The 25742-nt window shown below is 32.2% G+C and carries 15 protein-coding genes, 1 tRNA gene, 2 rRNA genes and 1 other RNA gene; 7 read left to right on the forward strand and 12 right to left on the reverse strand.

The annotated features are described in order from the left end of the window. Nucleotides 1-319: 319 nt before the first annotated feature. On the forward strand, nucleotides 320-1012 hold the full coding sequence (gene ung / locus BOBLI757_RS02745) for a uracil-DNA glycosylase (protein WP_046305229.1): 693 nt from the start codon (nucleotides 320-322) through the stop codon (nucleotides 1010-1012). 124 nt (nucleotides 1013-1136) lie between these two features. Here ung and grpE read toward each other — a convergent pair whose 3' ends face one another. After that, nucleotides 1137-1736: a nucleotide exchange factor GrpE gene (grpE, locus tag BOBLI757_RS02750; protein ID WP_046305478.1), complete on the reverse strand. Its 600-nt coding sequence runs from the start codon at nucleotides 1734-1736 to the stop codon at nucleotides 1137-1139. Nucleotides 1737-1859: 123 nt separating this feature from the next. On the opposite strand from grpE, the gene nadK reads away from it, so the two are divergent. Beyond that, nucleotides 1860-2738 carry an NAD(+) kinase gene (nadK, locus tag BOBLI757_RS02755; RefSeq protein WP_046305231.1) on the forward strand — a complete coding sequence of 293 codons (879 nt, stop codon included), beginning with the start codon at nucleotides 1860-1862 and terminating at the stop codon, nucleotides 2736-2738. Nucleotides 2739-3334: 596 nt separating this feature from the next. Here nadK and BOBLI757_RS02760 read toward each other — a convergent pair. Then, a complete protein-coding gene (locus tag BOBLI757_RS02760) occupies nucleotides 3335-3772 on the reverse strand; it encodes a type II toxin-antitoxin system RatA family toxin (RefSeq protein ID WP_046305233.1) in 438 nt (145 codons plus the stop codon). A 108-nt stretch (nucleotides 3773-3880) separates the two neighbouring features. Between BOBLI757_RS02760 and smpB the strand changes: the two genes are divergently transcribed. From smpB to pssA, 4 genes are all read left to right on the forward strand, one after another. Continuing rightward, nucleotides 3881-4378, forward strand: coding sequence for an SsrA-binding protein SmpB (gene smpB / locus BOBLI757_RS02765; RefSeq protein WP_046305480.1), 498 nt, complete (start codon nucleotides 3881-3883; stop codon nucleotides 4376-4378). Nucleotides 4379-4428: 50 nt separating this feature from the next. Then, nucleotides 4429-4835: a transfer-messenger RNA gene (ssrA, locus tag BOBLI757_RS03265) on the forward strand. A gap of 218 nt (nucleotides 4836-5053) precedes the next feature. Beyond that, nucleotides 5054-5386 carry a DMT family transporter gene (locus BOBLI757_RS02770; RefSeq protein WP_420021803.1) on the forward strand — a complete coding sequence of 111 codons (333 nt, stop codon included), beginning with the start codon at nucleotides 5054-5056 and terminating at the stop codon, nucleotides 5384-5386. Nucleotides 5387-5491: 105 nt separating this feature from the next. Further along, entirely contained in the window at nucleotides 5492-6883 is a 1392-nt protein-coding gene (pssA, locus tag BOBLI757_RS02775) for a CDP-diacylglycerol--serine O-phosphatidyltransferase (protein WP_046305236.1), read from the forward strand. A 61-nt stretch (nucleotides 6884-6944) separates the two neighbouring features. Here the strand turns inward: pssA and BOBLI757_RS02780 are convergent. From BOBLI757_RS02780 to BOBLI757_RS02790, 3 genes are all read right to left on the reverse strand, one after another. Beyond that, nucleotides 6945-9877 (reverse strand): 23S ribosomal RNA (locus BOBLI757_RS02780). A 207-nt stretch (nucleotides 9878-10084) separates the two neighbouring features. Next, a tRNA-Glu gene (locus BOBLI757_RS02785) sits at nucleotides 10085-10157 on the reverse strand. A gap of 140 nt (nucleotides 10158-10297) precedes the next feature. Next, nucleotides 10298-11895: ribosomal RNA gene (locus BOBLI757_RS02790) — 16S ribosomal RNA — on the reverse strand. The 16S and 23S rRNA genes sit together here with 1 tRNA gene alongside, the layout of an rRNA operon. Before the next feature lie 573 nt (nucleotides 11896-12468). On the opposite strand from BOBLI757_RS02790, the gene purH reads away from it, so the two are divergent. Next, on the forward strand, nucleotides 12469-14067 hold the full coding sequence (gene purH, locus BOBLI757_RS02795) for a bifunctional phosphoribosylaminoimidazolecarboxamide formyltransferase/IMP cyclohydrolase (protein WP_046305238.1): 1599 nt from the start codon (nucleotides 12469-12471) through the stop codon (nucleotides 14065-14067). A 177-nt stretch (nucleotides 14068-14244) separates the two neighbouring features. Here the strand turns inward: purH and BOBLI757_RS02800 are convergent, their stop codons facing one another. From BOBLI757_RS02800 to rplK, 7 genes are all read right to left on the reverse strand, one after another. Next, nucleotides 14245-14517 (reverse strand): HU family DNA-binding protein, encoded by a 273-nt coding sequence (locus tag BOBLI757_RS02800; protein WP_046305239.1) that lies wholly within the window; start codon nucleotides 14515-14517, stop codon nucleotides 14245-14247. A 242-nt stretch (nucleotides 14518-14759) separates the two neighbouring features. Further along, a complete protein-coding gene (gene rpoC / locus BOBLI757_RS02805; RefSeq protein ID WP_046305241.1) occupies nucleotides 14760-19001 on the reverse strand; it encodes a DNA-directed RNA polymerase subunit beta' in 4242 nt (1413 codons plus the stop codon). 77 nt (nucleotides 19002-19078) lie between these two features. After that, nucleotides 19079-23107 carry a DNA-directed RNA polymerase subunit beta gene (gene rpoB, locus BOBLI757_RS02810; protein WP_046305243.1) on the reverse strand — a complete coding sequence of 1343 codons (4029 nt, stop codon included), beginning with the start codon at nucleotides 23105-23107 and terminating at the stop codon, nucleotides 19079-19081. 236 nt (nucleotides 23108-23343) lie between these two features. Then, nucleotides 23344-23715, reverse strand: a complete 372-nt coding sequence (gene rplL, locus BOBLI757_RS02815; RefSeq protein ID WP_046305245.1) for a 50S ribosomal protein L7/L12 — start codon at nucleotides 23713-23715, stop codon at nucleotides 23344-23346. 69 nt (nucleotides 23716-23784) lie between these two features. Further along, nucleotides 23785-24276, reverse strand: coding sequence for a 50S ribosomal protein L10 (gene rplJ, locus BOBLI757_RS02820; RefSeq protein ID WP_046305482.1), 492 nt, complete (start codon nucleotides 24274-24276; stop codon nucleotides 23785-23787). A 199-nt stretch (nucleotides 24277-24475) separates the two neighbouring features. Further along, nucleotides 24476-25174 (reverse strand): 50S ribosomal protein L1, encoded by a 699-nt coding sequence (gene rplA / locus BOBLI757_RS02825; RefSeq protein ID WP_046305246.1) that lies wholly within the window; start codon nucleotides 25172-25174, stop codon nucleotides 24476-24478. A gap of 1 nt (nucleotide 25175) precedes the next feature. Continuing rightward, nucleotides 25176-25604, reverse strand: a complete 429-nt coding sequence (gene rplK, locus BOBLI757_RS02830; protein WP_046305247.1) for a 50S ribosomal protein L11 — start codon at nucleotides 25602-25604, stop codon at nucleotides 25176-25178. Nucleotides 25605-25742 lie beyond the last annotated feature (138 nt).

Raw genomic sequence — 25742 nt, forward strand, 5'->3', positions numbered from 1 at the left:
CTAGTGACTATAATATAGCGATAACGTATAAGAATACAACATATCAATCCTTAATAAAATTTATAAACAATATTATAAATAACATAATTAATGCAAAACAAAATACATAACTTATATATATTTGTATATTCGATATAAAATACATACAGAATCATATAAACTATAAAATATTCACGCAAAAATATAATTGGACTATCTTATAAAAACATCTCATTTCACATTACATTAAAAATAAACAATAATAAAAAAATAAAATACCTATATCTTAAAAAAAACTTATGTTACACACTATAATCATAATAAACAATATAAATTAAAAATGAATAATTTACATTATTTAACCAATAAAAAAAATTTCTCCTGGAAATCTTTTGTAGCAAAAGAAAAAAAATTAACTTACTTCAAAAACATTTTTGAATGTATCAAAAAACAACAAAAACAAGGCATTACAATTTATCCAAATAAAAAAGATATTTTTAATGCTTTCCATTATACTGCATTTAATAATGTCAAAGTAGTCATCATCGGGCAAGATCCTTATCATCAACCCCAACAAGCACATGGCTTATGTTTTTCTGTACCAATTGGTATAAAAATACCACCCTCCCTTCTAAATATTTATGCAGAACTTAAATCAGATATATCTGATTTTATCATACCAAACCATGGATGTTTAAAAAATTGGGCTATTCAAGGAGTATTATTATTAAATTGTATTTTAACTGTACAAAAAGGAATAGCTCACTCCCATTCTAATCTTGGATGGGAAATATTCACTGATAAAATAATACAATCACTTAATTATTACCAAGAAAAAATTATTTTTCTTTTATGGGGTGCCTACGCAAATAAGAAAAAAAATATAATAAACCCACAAAAACATTATATTTTACAATCATCACACCCTTCTCCACTGTCAGCACATCTAGGTTTTTTTGGATGTCGACATTTTTCTAAAACCAATAAATTATTAACTATAAACAAACTTAAACCAATAAATTGGCAACCTTAACTATAAACCAACGTTTATTTTATTCTAACTACAAAATATCTAAAATCTAATAATTTAACTTTATTAAATTTTTTTCTTTCATATAATCATAATTAAAACAACAAAATAAGCTAAAAATAAACAATTAAATACTTTTAATTTTAGATACAATAACCATTGCAGGACGTACTAATCTTGCATTTAAACGATACCCTTTCTGTACTACCATTATTACTTGATTGGAATCATATTCGTCAGATTCTGATATAGTCATCGCTTGATGTATTTCTGGATTAAACGGAACATTCACTTCACTAATAACTTCAAGACCAAATTTATACATAATATCTAAAAAAGATTTATGAGTTAATTCAACACCTGTGGTAATCGCCTCAAAATTATTATCAGATTTATTCAACATTTCTAATGTACGTTCCAAATTATCAATTACAGGTAACAATTCGCTAATAAAATGTTCCAATGCAAACTTATGAGCTTTTTCAATATTTTGTTCACTACGACGGCGAATATTCTCCATTTCAGCTGTTACACGCAATAAAGTATCACGCTCACGCTGTTGCATTTGCAACAACTCCGTTTCTAACTTTATTATCTTTTCATCTCGCGAATCTAAAACGTCATGCACCGATTGACACGTTTCTTGTTTTACATCCTGATTTTTTTCTTCTACAACATTACTTTGCGAGACTTGATTATCAGGGGTATTCTGTTCTTTATTAGTTATCATGAATTTCCTCCGAATTTCAGTATTTTCTCAATATTCTAACCATTATGGGGATAAAAAATAAGGATTCAAGGATAAACTATATGAATTAACTTATGAACCCATTAAAGGATCACTAATACAATGAATTATATTTTTCATACTATCGGCATCATAGGGTACTCTCGACACCTAAATAATACAATAACACATAAAACATTATATTATTGGTTAAAAAAACGAAAGATTAACGTTATCATGGAAAAACAAACCGCTTCTTTCTTTAAGATAAAAACTGCCAAAATTGCTAATTTAATTGAAATAGGACAAAAGGCTGACTTAGCAATTATAATAGGCGGAGATGGTAATATGCTTAGAGCTGCCAATATACTATCACATTACGACATTAAAATTATTGGTATTAATCACGGAAACCTTGGATTTTTAACCGATTTAGAACCTAATTCAGCGTTAAAAGAACTATCAAATATACTAAAAGGTAATTTTTTAAGTGAAAAACGCTTCTTACTAGAAATAAAAATTTACCAACACAATATTTATCGAAAAACAATTTTTGCTATTAATGAAGTTATTTTACATTCAAAAAAAATATCCCATATGATCACATTTGAAATATATATTAACAACAATTTTACTTTTACACAACATTCTGATGGCTTAATTATCGCAACTCCAACCGGATCTACAGCATACTCCCTTTCTGCTGGCGGCCCAATTGTAACCCCGGAAGTAAATGCTATCATTTTACTACCTGTATTACCACATAATCTTTCTTCTCGCCCAATTATAATTAACAGTAACAACATTATTACACTAAAGTTTCCTCAATTAACTACTAACTTAAAAATAAACTGTGATAATCAAACCCCTGTCACTATAAAAAACAAAAGCAAAATACATATTCAACGTAGTAGTCATTACCTTAATTTAATTCATCCAAATACTTATAATTATTTTAAAACACTAAAAACCAAACTAGGTTGGGCAAAAAGTATTTACTAACCAATAAAAATATTATTTTATGACTATAAATAAAAAATTTTATAATCAATATAAAACTGTAAAATATATTAATTAATTTTATAATAACAAAGTTATACTATATAACTTGACTATATAACAAAAATCATGACACTATAATAAATAAAACATAAATATAACTTAAACTTTATATGTAATTTAATAATAATATACATTAATATATAATAAATATATTATCCTTGTACGAATCTTATTAAATATATTTAAATTTATTTAAACAATAATACACGTTCCATGCAATATGTATATTATGATTTAAAAAATAAACAAGAAAAATATTTCAATAATATTGAACTATTTTAAACACCTAAAATAATCATAACAACTATTATTACATCATTCACAAAAGTATAAACAAAAAAAATAAATACAATATTTGTTGATCTTTAAATAATACAGCAATGCTATATTGTGCATGCATATAATAATAATTATAATCACACTATAATTAAAGTTAAAGTATAACTTAAACTAAATTTATTCTATATAAAATAATATTAAAATACAAAACCGATAATTTTCTCAATTAAACTTAAATATTATAAAAAATAAAAATTTCAAACATCATAAATTTTCTCAGCTCTAACAAGAAATATTTCTATTAAATCATCAATTTTTTTTATTAATACAGAACTACAAAATATATTAAAAAAAGATACAGCAAACTCAAAATTAAAACAACATTGCACTACACTACATTGATCATTTATTGGTAAAAAATACCAATAACCAAAAAATGATTTAAATGGACCAGAAACTAATTGCATAAAAATACTTTTATTTCTCACAATAAAATTGTGAGAAATTAGCTGCTCATTAATTCCAAATTGACAAATATTTATCTCAGCTGTTAACTCATTAGCATTATGTCGTTTTAAAATTCTACTCAAAATACAACCTGGAATAAATTGCGAATAAGCTGTTATATCATTAATTAAATAAAACATCTGTTCTACATTATAAGGAACTGATACAGAATGTTTAACATCAAACATACATTTAATCATTTGAATAATAAAAATAATTTACATAATAATAAAATAAAACTTTGTTATAATAAATTATTAATTTACCTTAAATGCAAAAAATTTCAGCTGAATTACATGATAAACAACAAAAAAAAAACACACACACAATATATTACAAATAATATAATACAAAATAAAAAAGCTCAATATGAATATTATATCGAACAAGAAATCGAAGCTGGATTATCATTATTAGGATGGGAAATAAAATCAGCCAGATCTAAAAATATAAATATTAATAATAGTTTTATTTTTTTTAAAAATACAGAAGCTTATCTTATGGGTGCATATTTTAAAACACCAAAAACATGTCAATTTTTTTCAAATTTAGAACACCAATCTACTCGTAACCGTAAAATTTTACTAAAAAAAAAAGAATTATGTATCTTATTTAATAAAATTAAACGCAAAGGTTATACTGCTATACCCTTAAATTTATATTGGAAAAATACATGGATAAAACTTAAAATTGGCATAGCAAAAGGCAAAAAACAACACGATCAACGATCAAATATTAAGAACAGAGAATGGAACATGAACAAATTACGTATTATTAAACGTAATAATCGCTAATTTAGTATTGATTTTTCATAAAATTTCTATTATACTGTCCGTGAGGTGCAGGGGCTGATTCTTGGATTTTGACGAAGTTTGTTTGTTTTTTGAGGTGCATGTCGAGGGTAAGGCTGGCCTCGTAAAAAGCCTTAATTTTTAATTAATTGCAAATAATACTAAGTATGAACCTGTTGCATTGGCAGCTTAAAGTTAGTTTAAAAAACTAAAGGTTCCTTCTTTGAATTGTCTCTTCTCTTGAGCACAATTCAATTATAAGAAGTTACATTTATTAAGAGACAATTCGTTATTTGTAATCCTAAAACAAATAGCGCTGGAATATGTAAAAATAGGATTGTTGATTAGTAATTCTGTTCATGTATAGCTACTCAATAAAAATTAAAACATGAACCAAACATGTAGTATCCGCAAATTTCAAAAATTTCGGACGCGGGTTCGAATCCCGCCAGCTCCACCAAAAACATTCTTTAGTACGTTAAAAAATACAACAGATAAAAATCCTTATTTTCTTTAATTTTATATTGTATATATTAAAAAAATACACTATCATTAATAGTAATAACCTTTCTAAATTAGATAATATTTATTTTAAATTTTATAGTTAAGAAGTATTTTTTTTCTTCACTAACAAATCAAAAACAGTTTCGAAAATTTCTTATAAGAGTTAAACTTATTATTATGGTTTACCTATATTTGTTTATTGCCATCATTTCAGAAGTAATTGCTACAACATCACTTAAAGCTTCAGAAAATTTTAGTAAATTATACCCCTCTATGACAGTAATCATCGGTTATGCAATTTCATTTCTGCTGTTGTCATTAGTATTAAAAACTTTACCAGTGGGTATCGCTTATTCTTATTGGTCAGGTTTAGGAATTATCTTTATCACAATTGCAGGGCATTTTCTCTATAATCAAAAATTAGATAAATTTGCTATTATTGGAATTACTTTAATTATTATAGGCATTATAATAATAAATTTATTTTCCAAATCTTCAAAAAATTAACTTCACATTATATTATTTAATTAAATATAAAAAATAATATTTTCAAAAAAAACAAATACTACAAATTACAATTACGTAAATTAAAAGAAAATAATCTGAACAATTATGATTAATAAAGAAAACAACGTCATATTTAATAAAACGATAAACAAACACCAACAATTTCTTAAAGAATTACCAAAAATTCCTCAAAATATTGAAGATATAAAAATATTACATAACCCAAAAGAATTCTATCAAACTTTATTACATTCAATAATTACTGCTACACAACACATATTTCTTGTAGTTTTATATCTAGAACAAGATCAAGGAGGACATAAGATTCTTGAAACCATTTTTCAAACAAAACAAAAAAAACCCGAAATCAAAATTGCAATATTAGTAGATTGGCATAGGGCACAACGTGGACGCTTAGGTGTAACAACTAATTATACAAATATTGAATGGTATCGTTATATGTCCAAAACACACCCAGATATTGATGTACCAATATATGGAGTACCAATTCATAATCGTGAAGCACTTGGTGTTTTACATTTAAAAGGATTTATTATAGATGATTTAGTAATTTATAGCGGAGCAAGTTTTAACAATACATATTTACATCAAAAAGAAAAATATAGATATGATAGATATCACTTAATTAAAAATAAAATATTAGCCGATATAATGTTAAACTACATAAAAAAATATCTATTGACTGCTGACGCAGTCAATAGATTAGATAAAAATAACAAACTAAATATCCTAAAAATTAAAAAAAAAATAAAACTATTTAGACAATCATTAAAAAAATCTTCATATATCTGCTACAATACAAATGCTAAATACACAAACACTAAAAATGAACTAACAATTACCCCATTAGTAGGTTTAGGTAAACAAAATAATCTCAACAAAACTATTCAACACTTAATATGTGCAACTGAAATTAAATTAATACTATGCACACCATACTTTAACCTACCCACCTCATTAATACAGAATTTAATACAACTATTACATCAAAATAAACAAATAGAAATTATAGTGGGCGATAAAACAACCAATGACTTTTTTATTCCAGAAGATCAACCTTTTAAAATTATTGGTATTTTACCTTATTTGTATGAAATTAATTTAAAAAATTTTATTAATAAATTTCAAAACCATATAAATACTGGACAAATGCAAATTAAAATATGGAAAGATAATAATAATAGCTTTCATTTAAAAGGTATTTGGATCGATGATAAATATCAATTATTAACTGGAAGCAACCTTAATCCTAGAGCATGGAGACTAGATTTAGAAAATGCACTATTAATACATGATCCACAGAACAAACTTAAACAACAAAAAACTTATGAATTAAATAATATTCAATTACACACAAAAATTATTAATCATTATAATTCATTGCAAAATATTACCGATTATCCAACCAAAATTCGTAAATTAATACTTAGATTAAGACGCACTTATTTTGATCGTATTATTAATAAAATACTTTAAAAAATATTAACTACTATTCATTATATGCTACAACAAACAATTAAAAAATTTAAACATTGTGAGATTGAGCTCTCACGGGTCATTAGTATCGGTTAGCTCAACACCTCACGGTGCTTACACACCCGACCTATCAACGTTATAGTCTTTAACGTCCCTTTAGGAGAAATGTTATATTTCTCAGGGAAGATTCATCTTAAGGCAAGTTTCCCACTTAGATGCTTTCAGCGGTTATCTTTTCCATACATAGCTACCGGGCAATGCCATTGGCATGACAACCCGAACACCATAGGTATGTCCACTCCGATCCTCTCGTACTAGGAGCAGCCCCTTTCAATCTTCCAACGCCCACGGCAGATAGGGACCGAACTGTCTCACGACGTTCTAAACCCAGCTCGCGTACCACTTTAAATGGCGAACAGCCATACCCTTGGGACCTGCTTCAGCCCCAGGATGTGATGAGCCGACATCGAGGTGCCAAACACCGCCGTCGATATGAGCTCTTGGGCGGTATTAGCCTGTTATCCCCGGAGTACCTTTTATCCGTTAAGCGATGGCCCTTCCATTCGGAACCACCGGATCACTAAGACCTGCTTTCGCACCTGCTCGAACTGTCGTTCTCGCAGTCAAGCTAGCTTTTACCTTTGCACTAACCTCACGATGTCTGACCGTGATTAGCTAACCTTTGTGCTCCTCCGTTACTCTTTGGGAGGAGACCGCCCCAGTCAAACTACCCACCAGACACTGTCCTCAATCCGGATAACGGACCAAAGTTAGAATGTTAAATATTAAAGGGTGGTATTTCAAGGATGGCTCCATAAAAACTAGCATTTTTACTTCACAACCTCCCACCTATCCTACACATTAATATCCAAAATTCAATATCAAGCTATAGTAAAGGTTCACGGGGTCTTTCCGTCTTGCCGCGGGTACACCGCATCTTCACGGCGATTTCAATTTCACTGAGTCTCAGGTGGAGACAGTCTGACCATCATTACGCCATTCGTGCAGGTCGGAACTTACCCGACAAGGAATTTCGCTACCTTAGGACCGTTATAGTTACGGCCGCCGTTTACCGAGGCTTCGATCAAGAGCTTCTTTTTAAAAATTAAAAATAACCCCATCAATTAACCTTCCGGCACCGGGCAGGCGTCACACCGTATACTTCCACTTTCGTGTTTGCACAGTGCTGTGTTTTTAATAAACAGTTGCAGTCAGCTGGTATCTTCGACTAACCTCAGCTAAAAGAAGTACTTTCTTTTCACCTACACGTTAGCGTGCCTTCTCCCGAAGTTACGGCACCATTTTGCCTAGTTCCTTCACCCGAGTTCTCTCAAGCGCCTTAGTATTCTCTACCCAACTACCTGTGTCGGTTTAGGGTACGATTAAATATAATTTAAAACTTAGAGGTTTTTCTTGGAAGCATAGCATCAATTCCTTCATCAACTAAATGACTCGTCATCACGCCTCAGTGTTAAAAAAAGAACGGATTTGCCTATTCTTTCCACCTTCACGCTTAAACCGAGACTACCGACGCTCGGCGAACCTAGCTTTCTCCGTCACCCCTTCGCAAATTAATATTTAGTACAGGAATATTAACCTGTTTCCCATCAATTACGCTTTTAGCCTCACCTTAGGAATCGACTCACCCTGCCTCGATTAACGTTGGACAGGAACCCTTAGTCTTTCGGCGAGCAGGTTTTTCACCTGCTTTATCGTTACTTATGTCAGCATTCGCACTTCTGATGTCTCCAATATATTTCACAATATACCTTCAATAACTTACAGAACGCTCCTCTACCCAATAAATTTCATAAAATTTATTGTCGCAGCTTCGGTATATAATTTAAGCCCCGTTACATCTTCCGCGCAGGCCGACTCGACCAGTGAGCTATTACGCTTTCTTTAAATGATGGCTGCTTCTAAGCCAACATCCTGGCTGTCTAAGCCTTCCCACTTCGTTTTCCACTTAATCATAATTTAGGGACCTTAGCTGGCGATCTGGGTTGTTTCCCTTTCCACAACGAATATTAGCACCCGCTGTGTGTCTCCCATAATTTCATTCTTCGGTATTCATAGTTTGCATCGGATCAGTAACCTGGGATAGATCCTTCACCGAAACAGTGCTTTACCCCCGAAGATGATTCATGAGGCGCTACCTAAATAGCTTTCGAGGAGAACCAGCTATCTCCCGGTTTGATTGGCCTTTCACCCCTAACCACAAATCATCCGCTAATTTTTCAACATTAGTCGGTTCGGTCCTCCAATTAGCATTACCCAATCTTCAACCTGTTCATGGTTAGATCACCGGGTTTCGGGTCTATATCTTGCAACTTAACGCCCAATTAAGACTCGGTTTCCCTCCGGCTACCTTATACAGTTAACCTCGCTACAAAATATAAGTCGCTGACCCATTATACAAAAGGTACGCAGTCACATATAACTTAATGCTCCTACTGCTTGTACGTATACGGTTTCAGGTTCTATTTCACTCCCCTATCCGGGGTTCTTTTCACCTTTCCCTCACGGTACTAGTTCACTATCGGTCAGTTAGTAGTATTTAGCCTTAGAGGATGGTCCCCCCATATTCAAACAGGATACCACGTGTCCCGTTTTACTCATTGAGTCTATAAAATACACACATTTTCGGATACGGGACTATCACCCTATATTATCAATTTTTCCAAATTATTCTCCTAATGTGATCTTTTTAAAAAAAAGACTCGGGCTGTTCCCCATTCGCTCGCCACTACTAAGGGAATCTCAATTGATTTCTTTTCCTCAGAGTACTAAGATGTTTCAGTTCCTCTGGTTTGCTTCATTAAGCTATGAATTTACTTAATGATGATATAATCATATTATATCAGGTTTCCCCATTAGGAAATCGCCGGCTATTAACGCTTCATCATCAGCTCACCGACGCTTATCGCAGATAAGCACGTCCTTCATCGCCTCTAACTGCCAAGGCATCCACCGTACACACTTTAATTGCTCAATCCCACAATTTTTTAATAAAAATATTTCAACAACAAACAAAAAAACACTTACATTTCGCTTATGTTATACACACAAGCAAATCTAAATTAAATCCGAAAATATCATTAAATAAAAATTAACAAAATGCAAGTATTTTAATTTTTACATATCACCAAACTGTTAAAGAACAAATTTTTACATATAACTTAATAAAACGCACAACAATTACGTCCCCTAGGGGGTTCGAACCCCTGTTACCGCCATGAAAGGGCAGTGTCCTGGTCCACTAGACGAAGGAGACTAAATACATTGTCATTAAGAATAAAAATTTTTATTACTATATTTACAACTCTACTTTTACAATTCAAACCAACTTTTACTCCTATCTTAAGCGTATAAACCACTATGTAGGTGTTACATAAATTCATCCTTATTCAGTTATAAGGAGGTGATCCAACCACAGGTTCCCCTACGGTTACCTTGTTACGACTTCACCCCAGTCATGAATCACAAAGTGGCAAGCGCCCTCCATGTTTTAAATGGTTAAGCTACTTGCTTCTTTTGCAATCCACTCCCATGGTGTGACGGGCGGTGTGTACAAGGCCCGGGAACGTATTCACCGTGACATTCTGATTCACGATTACTAGCGATTCCGACTTCATGGAGTCGAGTTGCAGACTCCAATCCGAACTACGACGCACTTTATGAGATTTGCTAGCTTTTACAAGATCGCTTCTCTTTGTATACGCCATTGTAGCACGTTTGTAGCCCTACCCATAAGGGCCATGATGACTTGACGTCATCCTCACCTTCCTCCGACTTATCATCGGCAGTCTCCTTTGAGTTCCCGACTTCATCGCTGGCAACAAAGGATAAGGGTTGCGCTCGTTGCGGGACTTAACCCAACATTTCACAACACGAGCTGACGACAGCCATGCAGCACCTGTCTCAGAGTTCCCGAAGGCACCCATATATCTCTACATAGTTCTCTGGATGTCAAGAGTAGGTAAGGTTCTTCGCGTTGCATCGAATTAAACCACATGCTCCACCGCTTGTGCGGGCCCCCGTCAATTCATTTGAGTTTTAACCTTGCGGCCGTACTCCCCAGGCGGTCGATTTAACGCGTTAACTACGAAAGCCACAACTCAAAGGTTACGACCTTCAAATCGACATCGTTTACAGCGTGGACTACCAGGGTATCTAATCCTGTTTGCTCCCCACGCTTTCGTACCTGAGCGTCAGTTTTTGTCCAGGGGGCCGCCTTCGCCACTGGTATTCCTCCAGATCTCTACGCATTTCACCGCTACACCTGGAATTCTACCCCCCTCTACAAAACTCTAGCTTAACAGTTTCAAATGCAGTTCCCAGGTTAAGCCCGGGGATTTCACATCTGACTTAATAAAACCGCCTACGTACTCTTTACGCCCAGTAATTCCGATTAACGCTTGCACCCTCCGTATTACCGCGGCTGCTGGCACGGAGTTAGCCGGTGCTTATTCTATAGGTAACGTCAATCAATAATATTATTTGTATTATTGCCTTCTTTCCTATTAAAAGTGCTTTACAACCCGAAGGCCTTCTTCACACACACGGCATGGCTGCATCAGGGTTTCCCCCATTGTGCAATATTCCCCACTGCTGCCTCCCGTAGGAGTCTGGACCGTATCTCAGTTCCAGTGTGGCTGGTCATCCTCTCAGACCAGCTAGGGATCGTGGCCTAGGTGAGCCATTACCTCACCTACTAGCTAATCCCATCTGGGTTCATCTAATGACATAAGGCCCTAATAATGAATACCATAGAGTCCCCTACTTTGGTCTTAAAAAAAAGACTTCATGCGGTATTAGCTATCGTTTCCAATAGTTATCCCCCTTCATTAGGCAGATCCCCAGATTTTACTCACCCGTACGCCGCTCGCCGGCAAAATAATATTCAATTAACTTAACATTAACTCAAACATTACTTCCCGATGCCGCTCGACTTGCATGTGTTAAGCCTGCCGCCAGCGTTCAATCTGAGCCATGATCAAACTCTTCACTTTAATTTCTATTCATAACTACTACTTAAAAAAAACTAACCAACTTGATTAAATACTCAAATAAGTCACATCTCTCTTATCTTATAAAAAAAAGATGTTTGACTTCATTATGCAACACCTACACACATACTGTTATATAATAAATTATTAAAGAACATATACCATATTACATTAATTACAATCTTCAAATGAAAAAATAAACTATAGCCATCTTAATTCCTTTTGCATAAAACGTCAAGCATATTTTGATTGTCTAATATTATATATTATAATTTAAGCGTACTATTATTTTAACGTCCATAATTCAATAAAATAATTAATAAGTTTATCTTCTTAATTAAAAAAATAAATAAACACATTCACAAAAAAATATTGTAAAAAACTATAAAAATGTTTACATTTGTATGAACTATTTTCATTATGGTATAAGTATACATTTTGCTATAAGATAATACACAAAAATATATTACACATAACACATATATTCATTTTGCATAAATATATCACATTATTAATATTGATAATGAAACAGACACATCTAAAATTAACACCTTAATAAAAGGATAATCAAAAAAAATGCAACAAGAATATCCTATTCGTCGAGTATTAATTAGTGTATATGACAAAACTGGAATTATAAAATTTTCTACAAATCTACATCATAAAGGTATTCAAATAATTTCAACTACAGGTACTGCCTCTTTACTTAAAAAGGCAGGATTACCAATTATAGAAATTTCCAACTATATTAATTTTCCAGAAATAATGGATGGACGTATAAAAACTCTACATCCTAAAATATATGGTGGAATCCTAGCAAGACGTAATATTGATGATGAAATTATGAAAACATTGAATATTAAACCAATAGATATGGTAGTAATCAATCTGTATCCTTTTAACACAACAAAAGAAAAAAAAAATCCTCTTCAAGAAAAAATCATAGAAAATATTGACATCGGTGGTCCTAGTATGATTAGAGCTGCAGCAAAAAACTACCAACGTGTAGCCATCGTAATACATAACTATGATTACATACCTATAATTTCTGAAATGAATAAAAACAATAATGCACTTACTATAAATACTAAATTTCAACTAGCATCAAAAGCTTTTGAACATATTGCTACATATGATAAAAAAATTGCTGACTACTTTAAAAATAAAAAATTCATTAAACAAAAAAAATACCCCATACATAATTTACCAAAAAGTTTTAATATTATGGAAGAACAATTTATAAAAACAAAAAATGTACGTTATGGCGAAAATCAACATCAACGTGCAGCATTTTATATAAATACAAAAATTTCCAACAAACTATCAATAAATAAATTAAAAAAAATACAAGGAAAAGATCTATCTTATAATAATATTGTAGATATCGATACTGCTTTAGAATGTATACAAATGTTTAGAAAACCAACCTGTATAATATTAAAACATAGTAACCCATGCGGAGTAGCTAGCGCACAAACAATTCATTCTGCCTATACTAAAGCATATCAAACTGATCCTGTTTCTGCGTTTGGAGGTGTTATTGCATTAAATAAACCTTTAGATTTTCATACTGCTAAAACTATTATTCAACAACAATTTACTGAAATAATCATTGCACCACATATCAACACAAATACTCTAAATATATTAAAAACAAAAAAAAATTTAAGAATAATAAGTTACGGAAATAATTTTATAGCACCACCCAACATAAATTTAAAACTACTACATGGTGGTGGCCTTTTAATACAAGAACATGATGCAAAAAAAATCAATATTAAAAAAATAAATATAGTTACAAAACGCCGACCTAACAACAAGGAAATGAAAGATGCATTGTTTTGCTGGAAAATTATAAAATTTGTTAAATCCAATGCAATAGTATATGCTCGCAACTACCAAACCATTGGTATTGGTAGTGGACAAATGAGCAGAATATTCGCAACAAAAATTGCGGCAATTAAAGCAAAAGATGCAGGATTAAAAATTCATGGAGCAACTATGGCTTCCGACGCATTTTTTCCCTTCTGTGATAATATAGAAATTGCTGCAAAAATTGGCATACGCTGCATAATCCAACCAGGTGGATCAATTAAAGACGGAGAAATAATTGACGCCGCTAATAAACATAATATAGCAATGATTTTTACTCATGTACGACATTTCAAACATTAATTGCAGTTTAAACAAAAATCAAAAACATACAATCATAATAATATCTTACTCAAACAACATAGCAACAAAAAATTTCCCCTATGTTCATTTCTCTCCATATTTAAACACAACTCAACCCAATCAAATATTTAAATTATTAAAAATTAATATGTAATTACACGATAAAACTATATAATATCAATTAATTATTTTTTTTACAGATCTACTAAAAACAAATGTTGGTACTTTACTCGATAAAATTTTCATTCTTTTGCCAGTCTGAAGATTATAACCGATACGTGTCTGAAGATTTTTAACTTTAAAAACACCAAAACCTACTAATTTTACTGTATTGCCTAATTTAAGAGATGCAATTATCTCTGACAAAATTGTTTCTAAAACTAATTTTACTTGAACTTTAGAAATACTATGCTCATTAACAATGACATCAATCATTTGAGTTTTATTCATACAATCATCCCTAAGTAACATCATATGTTCAAATATTAAAAAAACAACTAATCCTTATAAAATACTTAAAAAATTTAAACATAGATTCATGTTCCAATTTCATACATATTTCACATATATATAAATGATTAATTATTATTAAAATATACAAAAACGCGCAATACTATAAATAAAAACTTAATAAATAAAACAACATAACAATTTATTTCACCTAACTAAATAAAATATAAACTAACTCTATGCTAATTATCACTATTACTATGAACTAATTTCGTAGCATTTAATAATTCAGCTAAATTAGCTGATGCTTCATCGGCAGTGATAGAAGAAGATATAGACTCACCCTTGCGCTGATTATCATTACGAGAACGAGTTCTTTCTTGATGATAAGAATATCCAGTACCAGCAGGAATCAATCGTCCAACAATAACATTTTCTTTCAAGCCACGTAATTCGTCGTTTTTACCAGATACAGACGCTTCTGTTAATACACGCGTAGTTTCCTGGAATGATGCTGCAGAAATAAACGACTCTGTAGCTAAAGAGGCCTTAGTAATACCTAACAAATCACGAGAAAAAACAACTATTTTTTTTCCTTCATGTTTTAATTGACGATTAACAATTTTTACACGAAAATATTCTGTTTGTTCCCCTTCCAAAAATTCAGAATTACCAGAATCAATAATAGTAACTTTACGCAACATCTGTCTAATAATAACCTCAATGTGCTTATCATTTATCTTAACACCTTGAAGACGATAAACTTCTTGTACTTCATTAATAATATAATTAGTAACAGCATGTACACCACGTAAACGTAAGATGTCATGAGGAGATTCTGGTCCATCTGAAATAACATCACCACACTCTACAAATTCACCTTCAAAAACATTCAGTTGACGCCATTTAGGAATCATTTCTTCATAATTATCATTACCATCAACAGGGGATATAATTAAACGACGTTTACCTTTTGTTTCTTTGCCAAAAGATACAATGCCACTAATTTCTGCAAGAATTGCCGCTTCTTTAGGACAACGAGCTTCAAATAAATCAGCAACACGAGGTAAACCACCTGTAATATCCTTTGTACCACTACTTTCATGCGGTAATTTCGCCAAAACATCTCCACAAGTAATCTTTGAACCATCTTCAAGTTGTATTATTGTTCTACCAGGTAAAAAATACTGGACTGGTATATCTGTACCTGGAAGCAACAAATCCTGACCATCTATATTAACTATTTTTAATGCAGGACGCAATTCTCTACCACCGCTAGAACGTTCGGCTGTATCTAATACTACAATGGAAGACAAACCAGTAAAATCATCAGTTTGCCTCATAACACTTTGACCATCAATAATATCAGTGAATTTAATATAACCACTAAATTCTGTAATAATAGGCATAGTATGAGGATCCCAATATGCAATTATTTCACCACCTATAACTTGCTCTTCATCACCTTTGGTCATCATTGCCCCGTAAGGCACTTTATAACTTTCTTTTGTACGACAAAAATTATCAACAACTCTTAATTCAGTATTACGAGAAGTAATTACAAATTTACCAGCTTCATTGATAACAAATTTAGCATTATTCAAACGGACAATTCCACTATTTTTTACCTGAATACTTGATTCTGTAGCAGCACGAAATGCAGCACCTCCAATATGAAAAGTACGCATAGTTAATTGAGTACCCGGCTCACCAATAGATTGAGCGGCAATAACCCCAATAGCCTCACCTTCATTTACAAGTTGCCCACGAGCTAAATCACGTCCATAACAATAAGCACAGACACCAAAATCAGTATCGCAAGTTACAACTGACCGCACTTTAAGACAATCTATCGAATTTTTTTCTAAAATATCACAACAATCTTCATCTAAAAGAGTATTACGAGATATTAAAATATCCGATGAGGTACCAGATCTAATAATATCTTCTGCTGTTACACGCCCTAATACACGTTCACGTAATGATTCCTTTACATCACCACCTTCAATCAACGAACTCATAGTAATACTAGACACAGTACCACAATCTTTTTCAGTAACAACTAAATCCTGAGCAACATCAACTAAACGACGAGTTAAATAGCCAGAATTAGCGGTTTTCAATGCAGTATCCGCTAATCCTTTACGAGCACCATGAGTAGAAATAAAATATTGTAAAACATTCAATCCCTCACGAAAATTTGCTGTAATAGGAGTTTCAATAATCGATCCGTCAGGTTTTGCCATTAAGCCACGCATACCAGCAAGTTGACGAATTTGTGCTGCTGAACCTCGTGCACCAGAATCAGCCATCATAAAAATATTATTAAACGAAGTCTGTAACTCATTTTTACCGTAACGATTGACAACTAATTCAGTAGATAAATTATCCATCATCGCTTTAGCAACTCGTTCATTAGCAACAGCCCAAATATCTATTACTTTATTATAACGCTCTCCTGCAGTTACCAAACCAGATTGAAATTGTTCTTGAATATCTGCTACTTCACTTTCTGCTTCATCAATGATTTCGACCTTCTTAATAGGAATCATCATATCATCAATACCAACAGACGCTCCAGATCGAGCAGCATAAGCAAAACCTGTATACATAATTTGATCAGCAAAAATCACTGTTGGTTTTAAGCCTAATACCCGATAACAAGTATTCAGCATATTCGATATCGCTTTCTTTCCTAAAACTTGATTAACTAATGTAAAAGATAATCCTTTAGGAACAATCATCCAAAGAATAGAACGACCAATAGTAGTATCAATAAGATGAGTATGCTCTAACCATTCATTTTCTCCATGTTGTTCATATTCGGTAATTCGAACTTTAACGCAAGCGTGTAAGTCTGCTAAACCTAAACGATAAACACGTTCAGCTTCTTGTGGTCCAGATAATACCATACCCTCACCCTTACCATTAACACAATCTCTCGTCATATAATACAAACCTAAAACAACATCTTGAGAAGGAACTATAATTGGTTCACCATTAGCTGGTGATAAAATATTGTTAGTAGACATCATTAATGCACGAGCTTCTAACTGAGCTTCTAATGTCAATGGAACATGCACAGCCATCTGATCACCATCAAAATCTGCATTATACGCTGCACAAACTAAAGGATGTAACTGAATAGCTTTCCCTTCAATTAAAATTGGTTCAAAAGCCTGAATACCTAAACGATGCAATGTAGGAGCTCTATTTAACATTACCGGATGTTCACGAATAACCTCATCTAACATATCCCATACTATAGATTCTTCTCTTTCTACCATCTTTTTAGCAGTTTTAATAGTTGTAGCAAAACCACAAGTTTCCAATCTACCATAAATAAATGGTTTAAATAATTCAAGAGCCATTTTTTTAGGTAATCCACACTGATGTAAACGTAAATATGGGCCTACAGTAATAACTGAACGTCCAGAATAATCAACACGCTTACCTAACAAATTTTGACGAAACCTACCTTGTTTCCCCTTAATCATATCAGACAAAGATTTTAAAGGACGTTTATTAGAACCTGTTATAGCCCTACCACGACGACCATTATCTAACAAAGCATCTACTGCCTCCTGCAACATACGTTTTTCATTACGAACTATAATATCGGGGGCTGAAAGATCCAATAAACGTTTTAATCTATTATTACGATTAATAACTCGACGATATAAGTCATTTAAATCAGAAGTAGCAAAACGCCCTCCATCTAATGGTACTAAAGGACGTAAATCAGGAGGTAATACCGGTAAAACATCAAGAATCATCCATTCAGGCTTATTATCAGATTGTAAAAAAGATTCAAGCAATTTGATACGCTTAGTTAATTTTTTACGCTTAGTATCAGAATTTGTTTTTTCTAATTCTTCACGCATTTCTTCACATTCGTGTTCTAAATCCATATTCTTTAATAAATATTGGATAGCTTCCGCACCCATTCTGGCTTCAAATTCATCTCCAAACTCCTCTAATGCATCTAAATATTGATCTTCAGTAAGAATTTGACGACACTCAAGAGTAGTCATACCGCTTTCAACAACTACATAAGATTCAAAATATAAAACACGCTCAATATCACGTAATGGCATATCTAAAAGTAAACCAATACGAGAAGGCAACGACTTCAAAAACCAAATATGAGCCGTCGGAGAAGCTAATTCAATATGCCCCATACGCTCACGACGTACTTTACTCTGAGTAACTTCTACACCACATTTTTCACATACCACGCCCCGATGTTTTAATCGCTTATACTTACCACATAAACATTCATAATCTTTAATAGGACCAAAAATACGTGCACAAAATAAACCATCTCTTTCAGGCTTAAAAGTACGATAATTAATTGTTTCTGGTTTTTTTACTTCACCAAATGACCATGACCTAATCATATCTGGAGAAGCTAAAGTAATCTTTATTACATCAAAATCTTCTAATTTAGTTTGATGTTTTAAAAAATTAAATAAATTTTTCACAAGTGCTTCCTGTCAAATTAATCCACTAAAATAACTTAATAAAAAAATTAAAATTTAAATAATAAACGCTATATAAATCAATCTTCTAATTCAATATTAATACCGAGAGAACGAATTTCTTTTAACAACACATTAAAAGACTCTGGCATACCAGGCTCCATCATATGATTCGCATCTATAATATTTTTATACATTTTAGTTCGACCATTAACATCATCTGATTTGACAGTTAACATTTCTTGTAAAGTATAAGCTGCGCCATATGCCTCTAGCGCCCATACTTCCATCTCACCAAATCGTTGACCACCAAACTGTGCTTTCCCTCCCAAAGGCTGCTGAGTTACTAAACTATAAGAACCAGTTGAACGAGCATGCATTTTATCATCAACTAAATGATTAAGTTTTAACATATACATATAACCTACTGTAACTGGTCGCTCAAATTTCTCTCCAGTGCAACCATCAAATAATGTAATTTGCCCAGAAATAGGCAAATTACTCAACTCTAATAACTCTTTAATTTCCTTTTCTTGTGCACCATCAAATACCGGAGTGGCAATGGGCATGCCAAACCTTAAATTTTCAGCCAATCTCCTGACTTCCTCATCAGAAAATGTATCAAGATTAACATGCTGACGAACACCATCACCTAAATTATAAGCTTTTTGAATAAATTCTCGCAATTTATTTATATTATTATGCTGACGCAACATCTTATCTATCTTATCACCAATACCTTTTGCAGCCATACCAAGATGAGTTTCTAAAATTTGACCAATATTCATTCTAGACGGCACTCCTAATGGATTTAATACAATATCAACTGGAATGCCATTTTCATCATAAGGCATATCTTCAACCGGATTAATTTTAGAAATAACACCTTTATTACCATGACGACCAGCCATTTTATCACCTGGCTGAATTTGACGCTTGACAGCTAAATACACTTTAACAACTTTTAATATACCAGGAGCTAAATCATCTCCTTGAGTAATTTTATGATGCTTTAATTCTAATTTATTCTCAAATACACTTCTCAATTCAGAATATTGTTCAACTAATTGTAGCAATTGTTGATTTATTTCTAAATTATCCATACGTATTTCTAACCAATTAATACGAGATGTTTTTAATAAATATTCTTTTTCTATACCTCCAGATATCAAAATTTCATAAATACGGGTAAATAGACCATCCTCAAGTATTTTAAACTCCTCAGTTAAATCCTTTTTAACCTTTCTCAATTGCATATCTTCAATATCTAAAGCACGTTTATCTTTTTCAACTCCTTCTCTAGTAAATACTTGTATATCAATAACAGTACCACAAACACCATTCGGAACGCGCAATGAAGAATCTTTCACATCAGAAGCTTTTTCACCAAAAATAGCACGCAACAACTTTTCTTCAGGAGTTAACTGCGTCTCTCCTTTAGGAGTAACTTTGCCTACTAGAATATCTCCTCCAACTACTTCTGCTCCAATGTACACAATACCAGATTCATCAAGTTTAGAAAGTGCAGCCTCTCCTATATTAGGAATATCGGCAGTAATTTCTTCCTGACCTAACTTTGTATCGCGAGAAATACAAGCTAATTCTTGAATATGAATCGTTGTGAAACGATCTTCTTGCACTACACGTTCTGATATTAACATAGAATCTTCAAAATTGTATCCATTCCATGGCATAAAAGCAATACGCATATTTTGACCAAGAGCTAATTCACCTAAATCAGTAGACGATCCATCAGCTAATACATCCCCTATCTCAACTAATTCATTCAAACAAACGCAAGGTTTTTGATTAATACAGGTATTTTGATTAGAACGTACATACTTAGTTAAATTATAAATATCAATTCCCGCTTCACCAATAAAACGTCTTTCATTAGAATTAACATTAACAACAATACGTGATGCATCTACATACTGGACAATACCTCCACGTTTAGCTACTACTGTAACTCCGGAATCTACAGCAACAGCTCGCTCCATTCCAGTACCAACTAAAGGTTTTTCAGCACGCAAAGTAGGTACAGCTTGTCGTTGCATATTTGCACCCATAAGAGCCCTATTAGCATCATCATGTTCAAGAAATGGAATCAAAGAAGCACCTACTGAAACCACTTGCTGAGTAGATACATCCATATAATCAACTTGATCAAACTTAAATAAACTAGATTCACCCTTATGACGACAAGTCACCAATTCATTGGTAAATCGACCATCTTGATCAAGATTAGTATTTGCTTGTGCAATAACAAAATTTCCTTCTTCAATAGCAGATAAATAATGAATTTTATTTGTAACTATACCATTTTGAACTCGGCGATAAGGTGTTTCTAAAAATCCATACTCATTCGATTGTGCATAAACAGACAAAGAATTAATAAGTCCAATATTTGGTCCCTCAGGAGTCTCAATAGGACACACTCGACCATAATGAGTAGGATGTACATCACGTACTTCAAAACCAGCACGTTCTCTAGTCAATCCACCTGGACCTAATGCGGAAATACGACGCTTGTGAGTAATTTCAGATAAAGGATTATTTTGATCCATAAACTGAGATAATTGACTAGAACCAAAAAATTCCTTTATCACAGCTGAAATTGGCTTAGCATTTATCATATCCTGAGGCATTAAAGAATCTAAATCCCCTAAAGACAAACGTTCCTTTACCGTACGTTCTACTCTAACCAAACCAATTCTAAATTGATTTTCAGACATTTCACCTACTGAACGAACACGTCTATTACCAAGATGATCGATGTCATCAACTTCACCTTTACCATTACGAATATCTATAAGTTTTTTAATTACATCAACAATATCATCCTTACTTAAAACACTGCCTCCTTCAATAATTTTCCGTTGTAATGATCTATTAAATTTCATACGACCAACTGCCGAAAGATCATAACGTTCCTCTGAAAAAAACAAATTATCAAACAAATTTTCAGCTGCTTCACAAGTTGGGGGTTCACCAGGACGCATCATACGATAAATTTCTATTAATGCACTTAAACGATCGTAAGTAGAGTCAATACGTAAAGTTTTTGACATGTAATCACCGTGATCTAAATCATTAGTAAAAATAGTTTCCAAAGATTTATATCCTGATTGTTTTAATTTAGACAATAATTCCAATGATAATGACGTATTAGCAGTAATAATGGTTTCACCAGAAACTACATCAATGTAATCTTTTATGACAATTTTATCTATAATATACTCAACAGGTACTTTAATTTTTCTAATATTATCTTTTTTTAATTCTCTAATATGACGGGAAGTAATACGACGACCTTTAGCAATATACACTACCCCATTACATTCAACATCAAACGATGCTGTCTCACCAAGCAACCTATCAGGAATCAATTCCATATAAATATGCTGAGCGTGCATTTCATAAATTACTTTACTAAAAAATATATCCAAAATTTGTTGAGTATTATAATTTAATGCGCGCAAAAGGACAGTAACTGGCAATTTTCGTCGACGATCAATACGAACAAATAAATTATCTTTAGGATCAAACTCAAAATCTAACCAAGAACCACGATAAGGTATAATACGTGCATTATACAATACTTTACCTGATGAATGCGTTTTTCCTTTATCGCTATCAAAAAATACACCAGGGCTACGATGTAATTGAGATACAACTACTCGCTCAATACCATTTATAATAAATGTACCATTATCAGTCATTAATGGTATTTCACCCATGTATACTTCCTGCTCTTTAATACTTCTTGCCACACATGCTAACATTTCACGTTCGTAAATAACTAAACGAAGCTTAACACGAAGTGGAGCAGAAAAAGTAGCACCACGTGTCTGACATTCCTTAACGTCAAACACTGACTCATCTAAACGATAACTAATATATTGCAATTCAGCATTACCATTATAACTACGTATAGGAAAAACAGAACGAAAAGCTGCTTCCAATCCATACTGACCTTCGAGGTCTCGCTCAATAAATTTTCGAAAAGAATCAATCTGAATAGAAAGAAGATATGGAATATCTAAAACTTGAGGACGTTTCCCAAAATCCTTACGAATTCGTTTTTTTTCAGTATAGGAATACACCATAACTTTCCTCAACTAATTTAAAATAAAATATAATATTATTATTAATTAATCATTATAAACGATCATTAGAAACAAACATGCTTAAACAAATTATCACAATGTATCTATATAAGTACCTCATTATAAATTAAACATCAAGCTTAATTCACTTGCAAACTATTTGGCTGATTATCAATTGTAATAATCAGCCTTAAAATTACAAATAATAAAATATCTAATATACTTTAAATAAAATATTATTTAATCTCAACAGAAGCACCCAACGTTTCTAAATTCTTTTTTAAAACTTCTGCGTCATTTTTATTCATTCCTTGTTTTAAAATTACAGGACAAGACTCCACTAAATCTTTAGCTTCTTTTAAACCTAAACTAGTAGCACTACGTACAGTTTTAATAACAGAAATCTTATTAGAACCGATAGCAGTTAAAAAAACATCAAATTCAGTTTTTTCTTCAACAATCTCCTCAGGCACAGACGTAGTAGAAGGAGCAAGCATAGAAGAAGCTTTAACTCCAAACTTCTCCTCCATCATTTCAATTAATTTCATAACATCCATAACAGACATCTTGGAAACAGCATCTAAAATTTCTTCCTTCGTAAAAGACATAAAAAAATTCCCAATATTGAATATTTTAATTTAAAATTTACAAAATTTAACAAATCAACATAAAACGGTCTATTTCTTTTGTTCTACTATTAAAGACAATACATTAATCAACTGCCCAACAGCAATTTTTTGCATATAAAATATTAACCTTATGATACTCTCCGCAAAAGTTGGTAAATTAGATAATAAATCGATTTGAGATGCAGGAATAACCTTATTTTCAAAAACTGCTACCTTGATCTTAAATTTTTCATGATTATTACCAAAATTTTGGAATAATCGAGCAGCATCACTTGGTTCTTTAATAGAAAAACCTATCAAAGTAGGCCCAAACAAAACATCTTTAAAACATTCAAAAGGAGTTTGGTATAATATTTTAGATATCAAAGTATTCCTGATTACACGCACATAAACATTATTCTTTCGACCTTCTTTACGCAATTCAATTGATTCATAACCTTTCATACCACTCGGATCTGCTATCACCATGGATAATGCACGACTTGCTACAACATGAACCTCATCAACAATTTTTCGTTTATCTTGAATTTTTAATACCATATCTCCACTCATTATAAATATTTAACGTTGATACAACACTCAAAACAGGAATATAAATTATTTTAAAACTTAGTCAAACAAATTAAGTTTGTATCAATTCATACATTGATATACTACAATCATAACACAATATAAAATAATACTTACAATTACTTTTAAATCACAAATAAATTATGTACAGACAGACAAACAAATTAAATTATTTAACCAATAAACTATTTTGATCTATATCTATTCCTATACCCATGGTACTAGAAAGAGTAACTTTTTTAATAAATACTCCTTTAACCTGCAATGGCTTATTTTTCTTCAACGCAGCTATAACAACCTCTAAATTACCTTTTAATTGCATAGGTAAAAAACTCATTTTCCCTATAGTCATATGAACAATGCCATATTTATCATTTCGATAACTTATTTGTCCTAATTTAACATTTTTAATAGTATCCACTAAATTTTGTGATAAAGTACCAATTTTTGAACTCGGCATTAAACCACGTGGACCCAAAATTGGAGCTAATTTACTCACTACATACATTGCATCAGGAGAAGCAACTACTACATCAAACTTCCGATCACCTAATCTAATCCTATCAGCTAAATCTTCCATACCTACTTCATCCGCCCCAGCAGTTTTAGCATGTTGCATATTCATACCTTGAGTAAAAGCAGCAATTCGCATTTTACGTCCGGTACCATAAGGCAAAAAAACAAACCCGCGAATACTTTGATCCGATCTTCGTGGATCAATACCCAAATTAATAGCTACATCAATACTTTCATTAAAATTAACAACTGATAATTTTTGATGCAAACTAATAGCATTCATTATATCATATTGTTGCACATTATTAACTTTATTTCGCAACAATTGCATTCGTTTACTTAATTTAACCATTTTAATTCTCAATTAATAACCCCATAGAACGAGCCGTGCCTGCAATAGATCGCGACATTGCGTCAATATCCGATCCTGTCATATCAGCCGATTTAAGTATCGCTATTTCACGTATTTGGCTATTAGTAATTTTACCAACGTTACCTTCCTTGTGTGCGCCAGAACCTACTTTAATTCCCGCAAACTTCTTCAATAAAACAGATGCTGGAGGACTCTTAATAATAAAAGAAAAAGAACGATCATTAAAAACGGTAATGACAACTGGAATTAACAATCCTGATTCTAATTTTTCTGTTTTTAAATTGAAAACTTTACAAAACTCCATAATATTAACACCATGTTGTCCTAAAGCAGGACCAATCGGAGGGCTAGGGTTTGCTGCTCCCGCTCCAATTTGCAATTTTATACAAGCCTGAACCTTTTTAACCATAAAAACCACGCTCTAATTATCATAACTATCTTTCAAAAATTAAATATAATTTACAATAAACAAAAATTATATAACCAAAAAAAATCATATCTTTCCACATGACCTACCTAGCCATGCACCTATTTTTTTAACACACTT

This window comes from Blochmannia endosymbiont of Camponotus (Colobopsis) obliquus, assembly GCF_000973545.1.
In the GTDB taxonomy this organism is placed as follows: Bacteria; Pseudomonadota; Gammaproteobacteria; order Enterobacterales; family Enterobacteriaceae; genus Blochmanniella.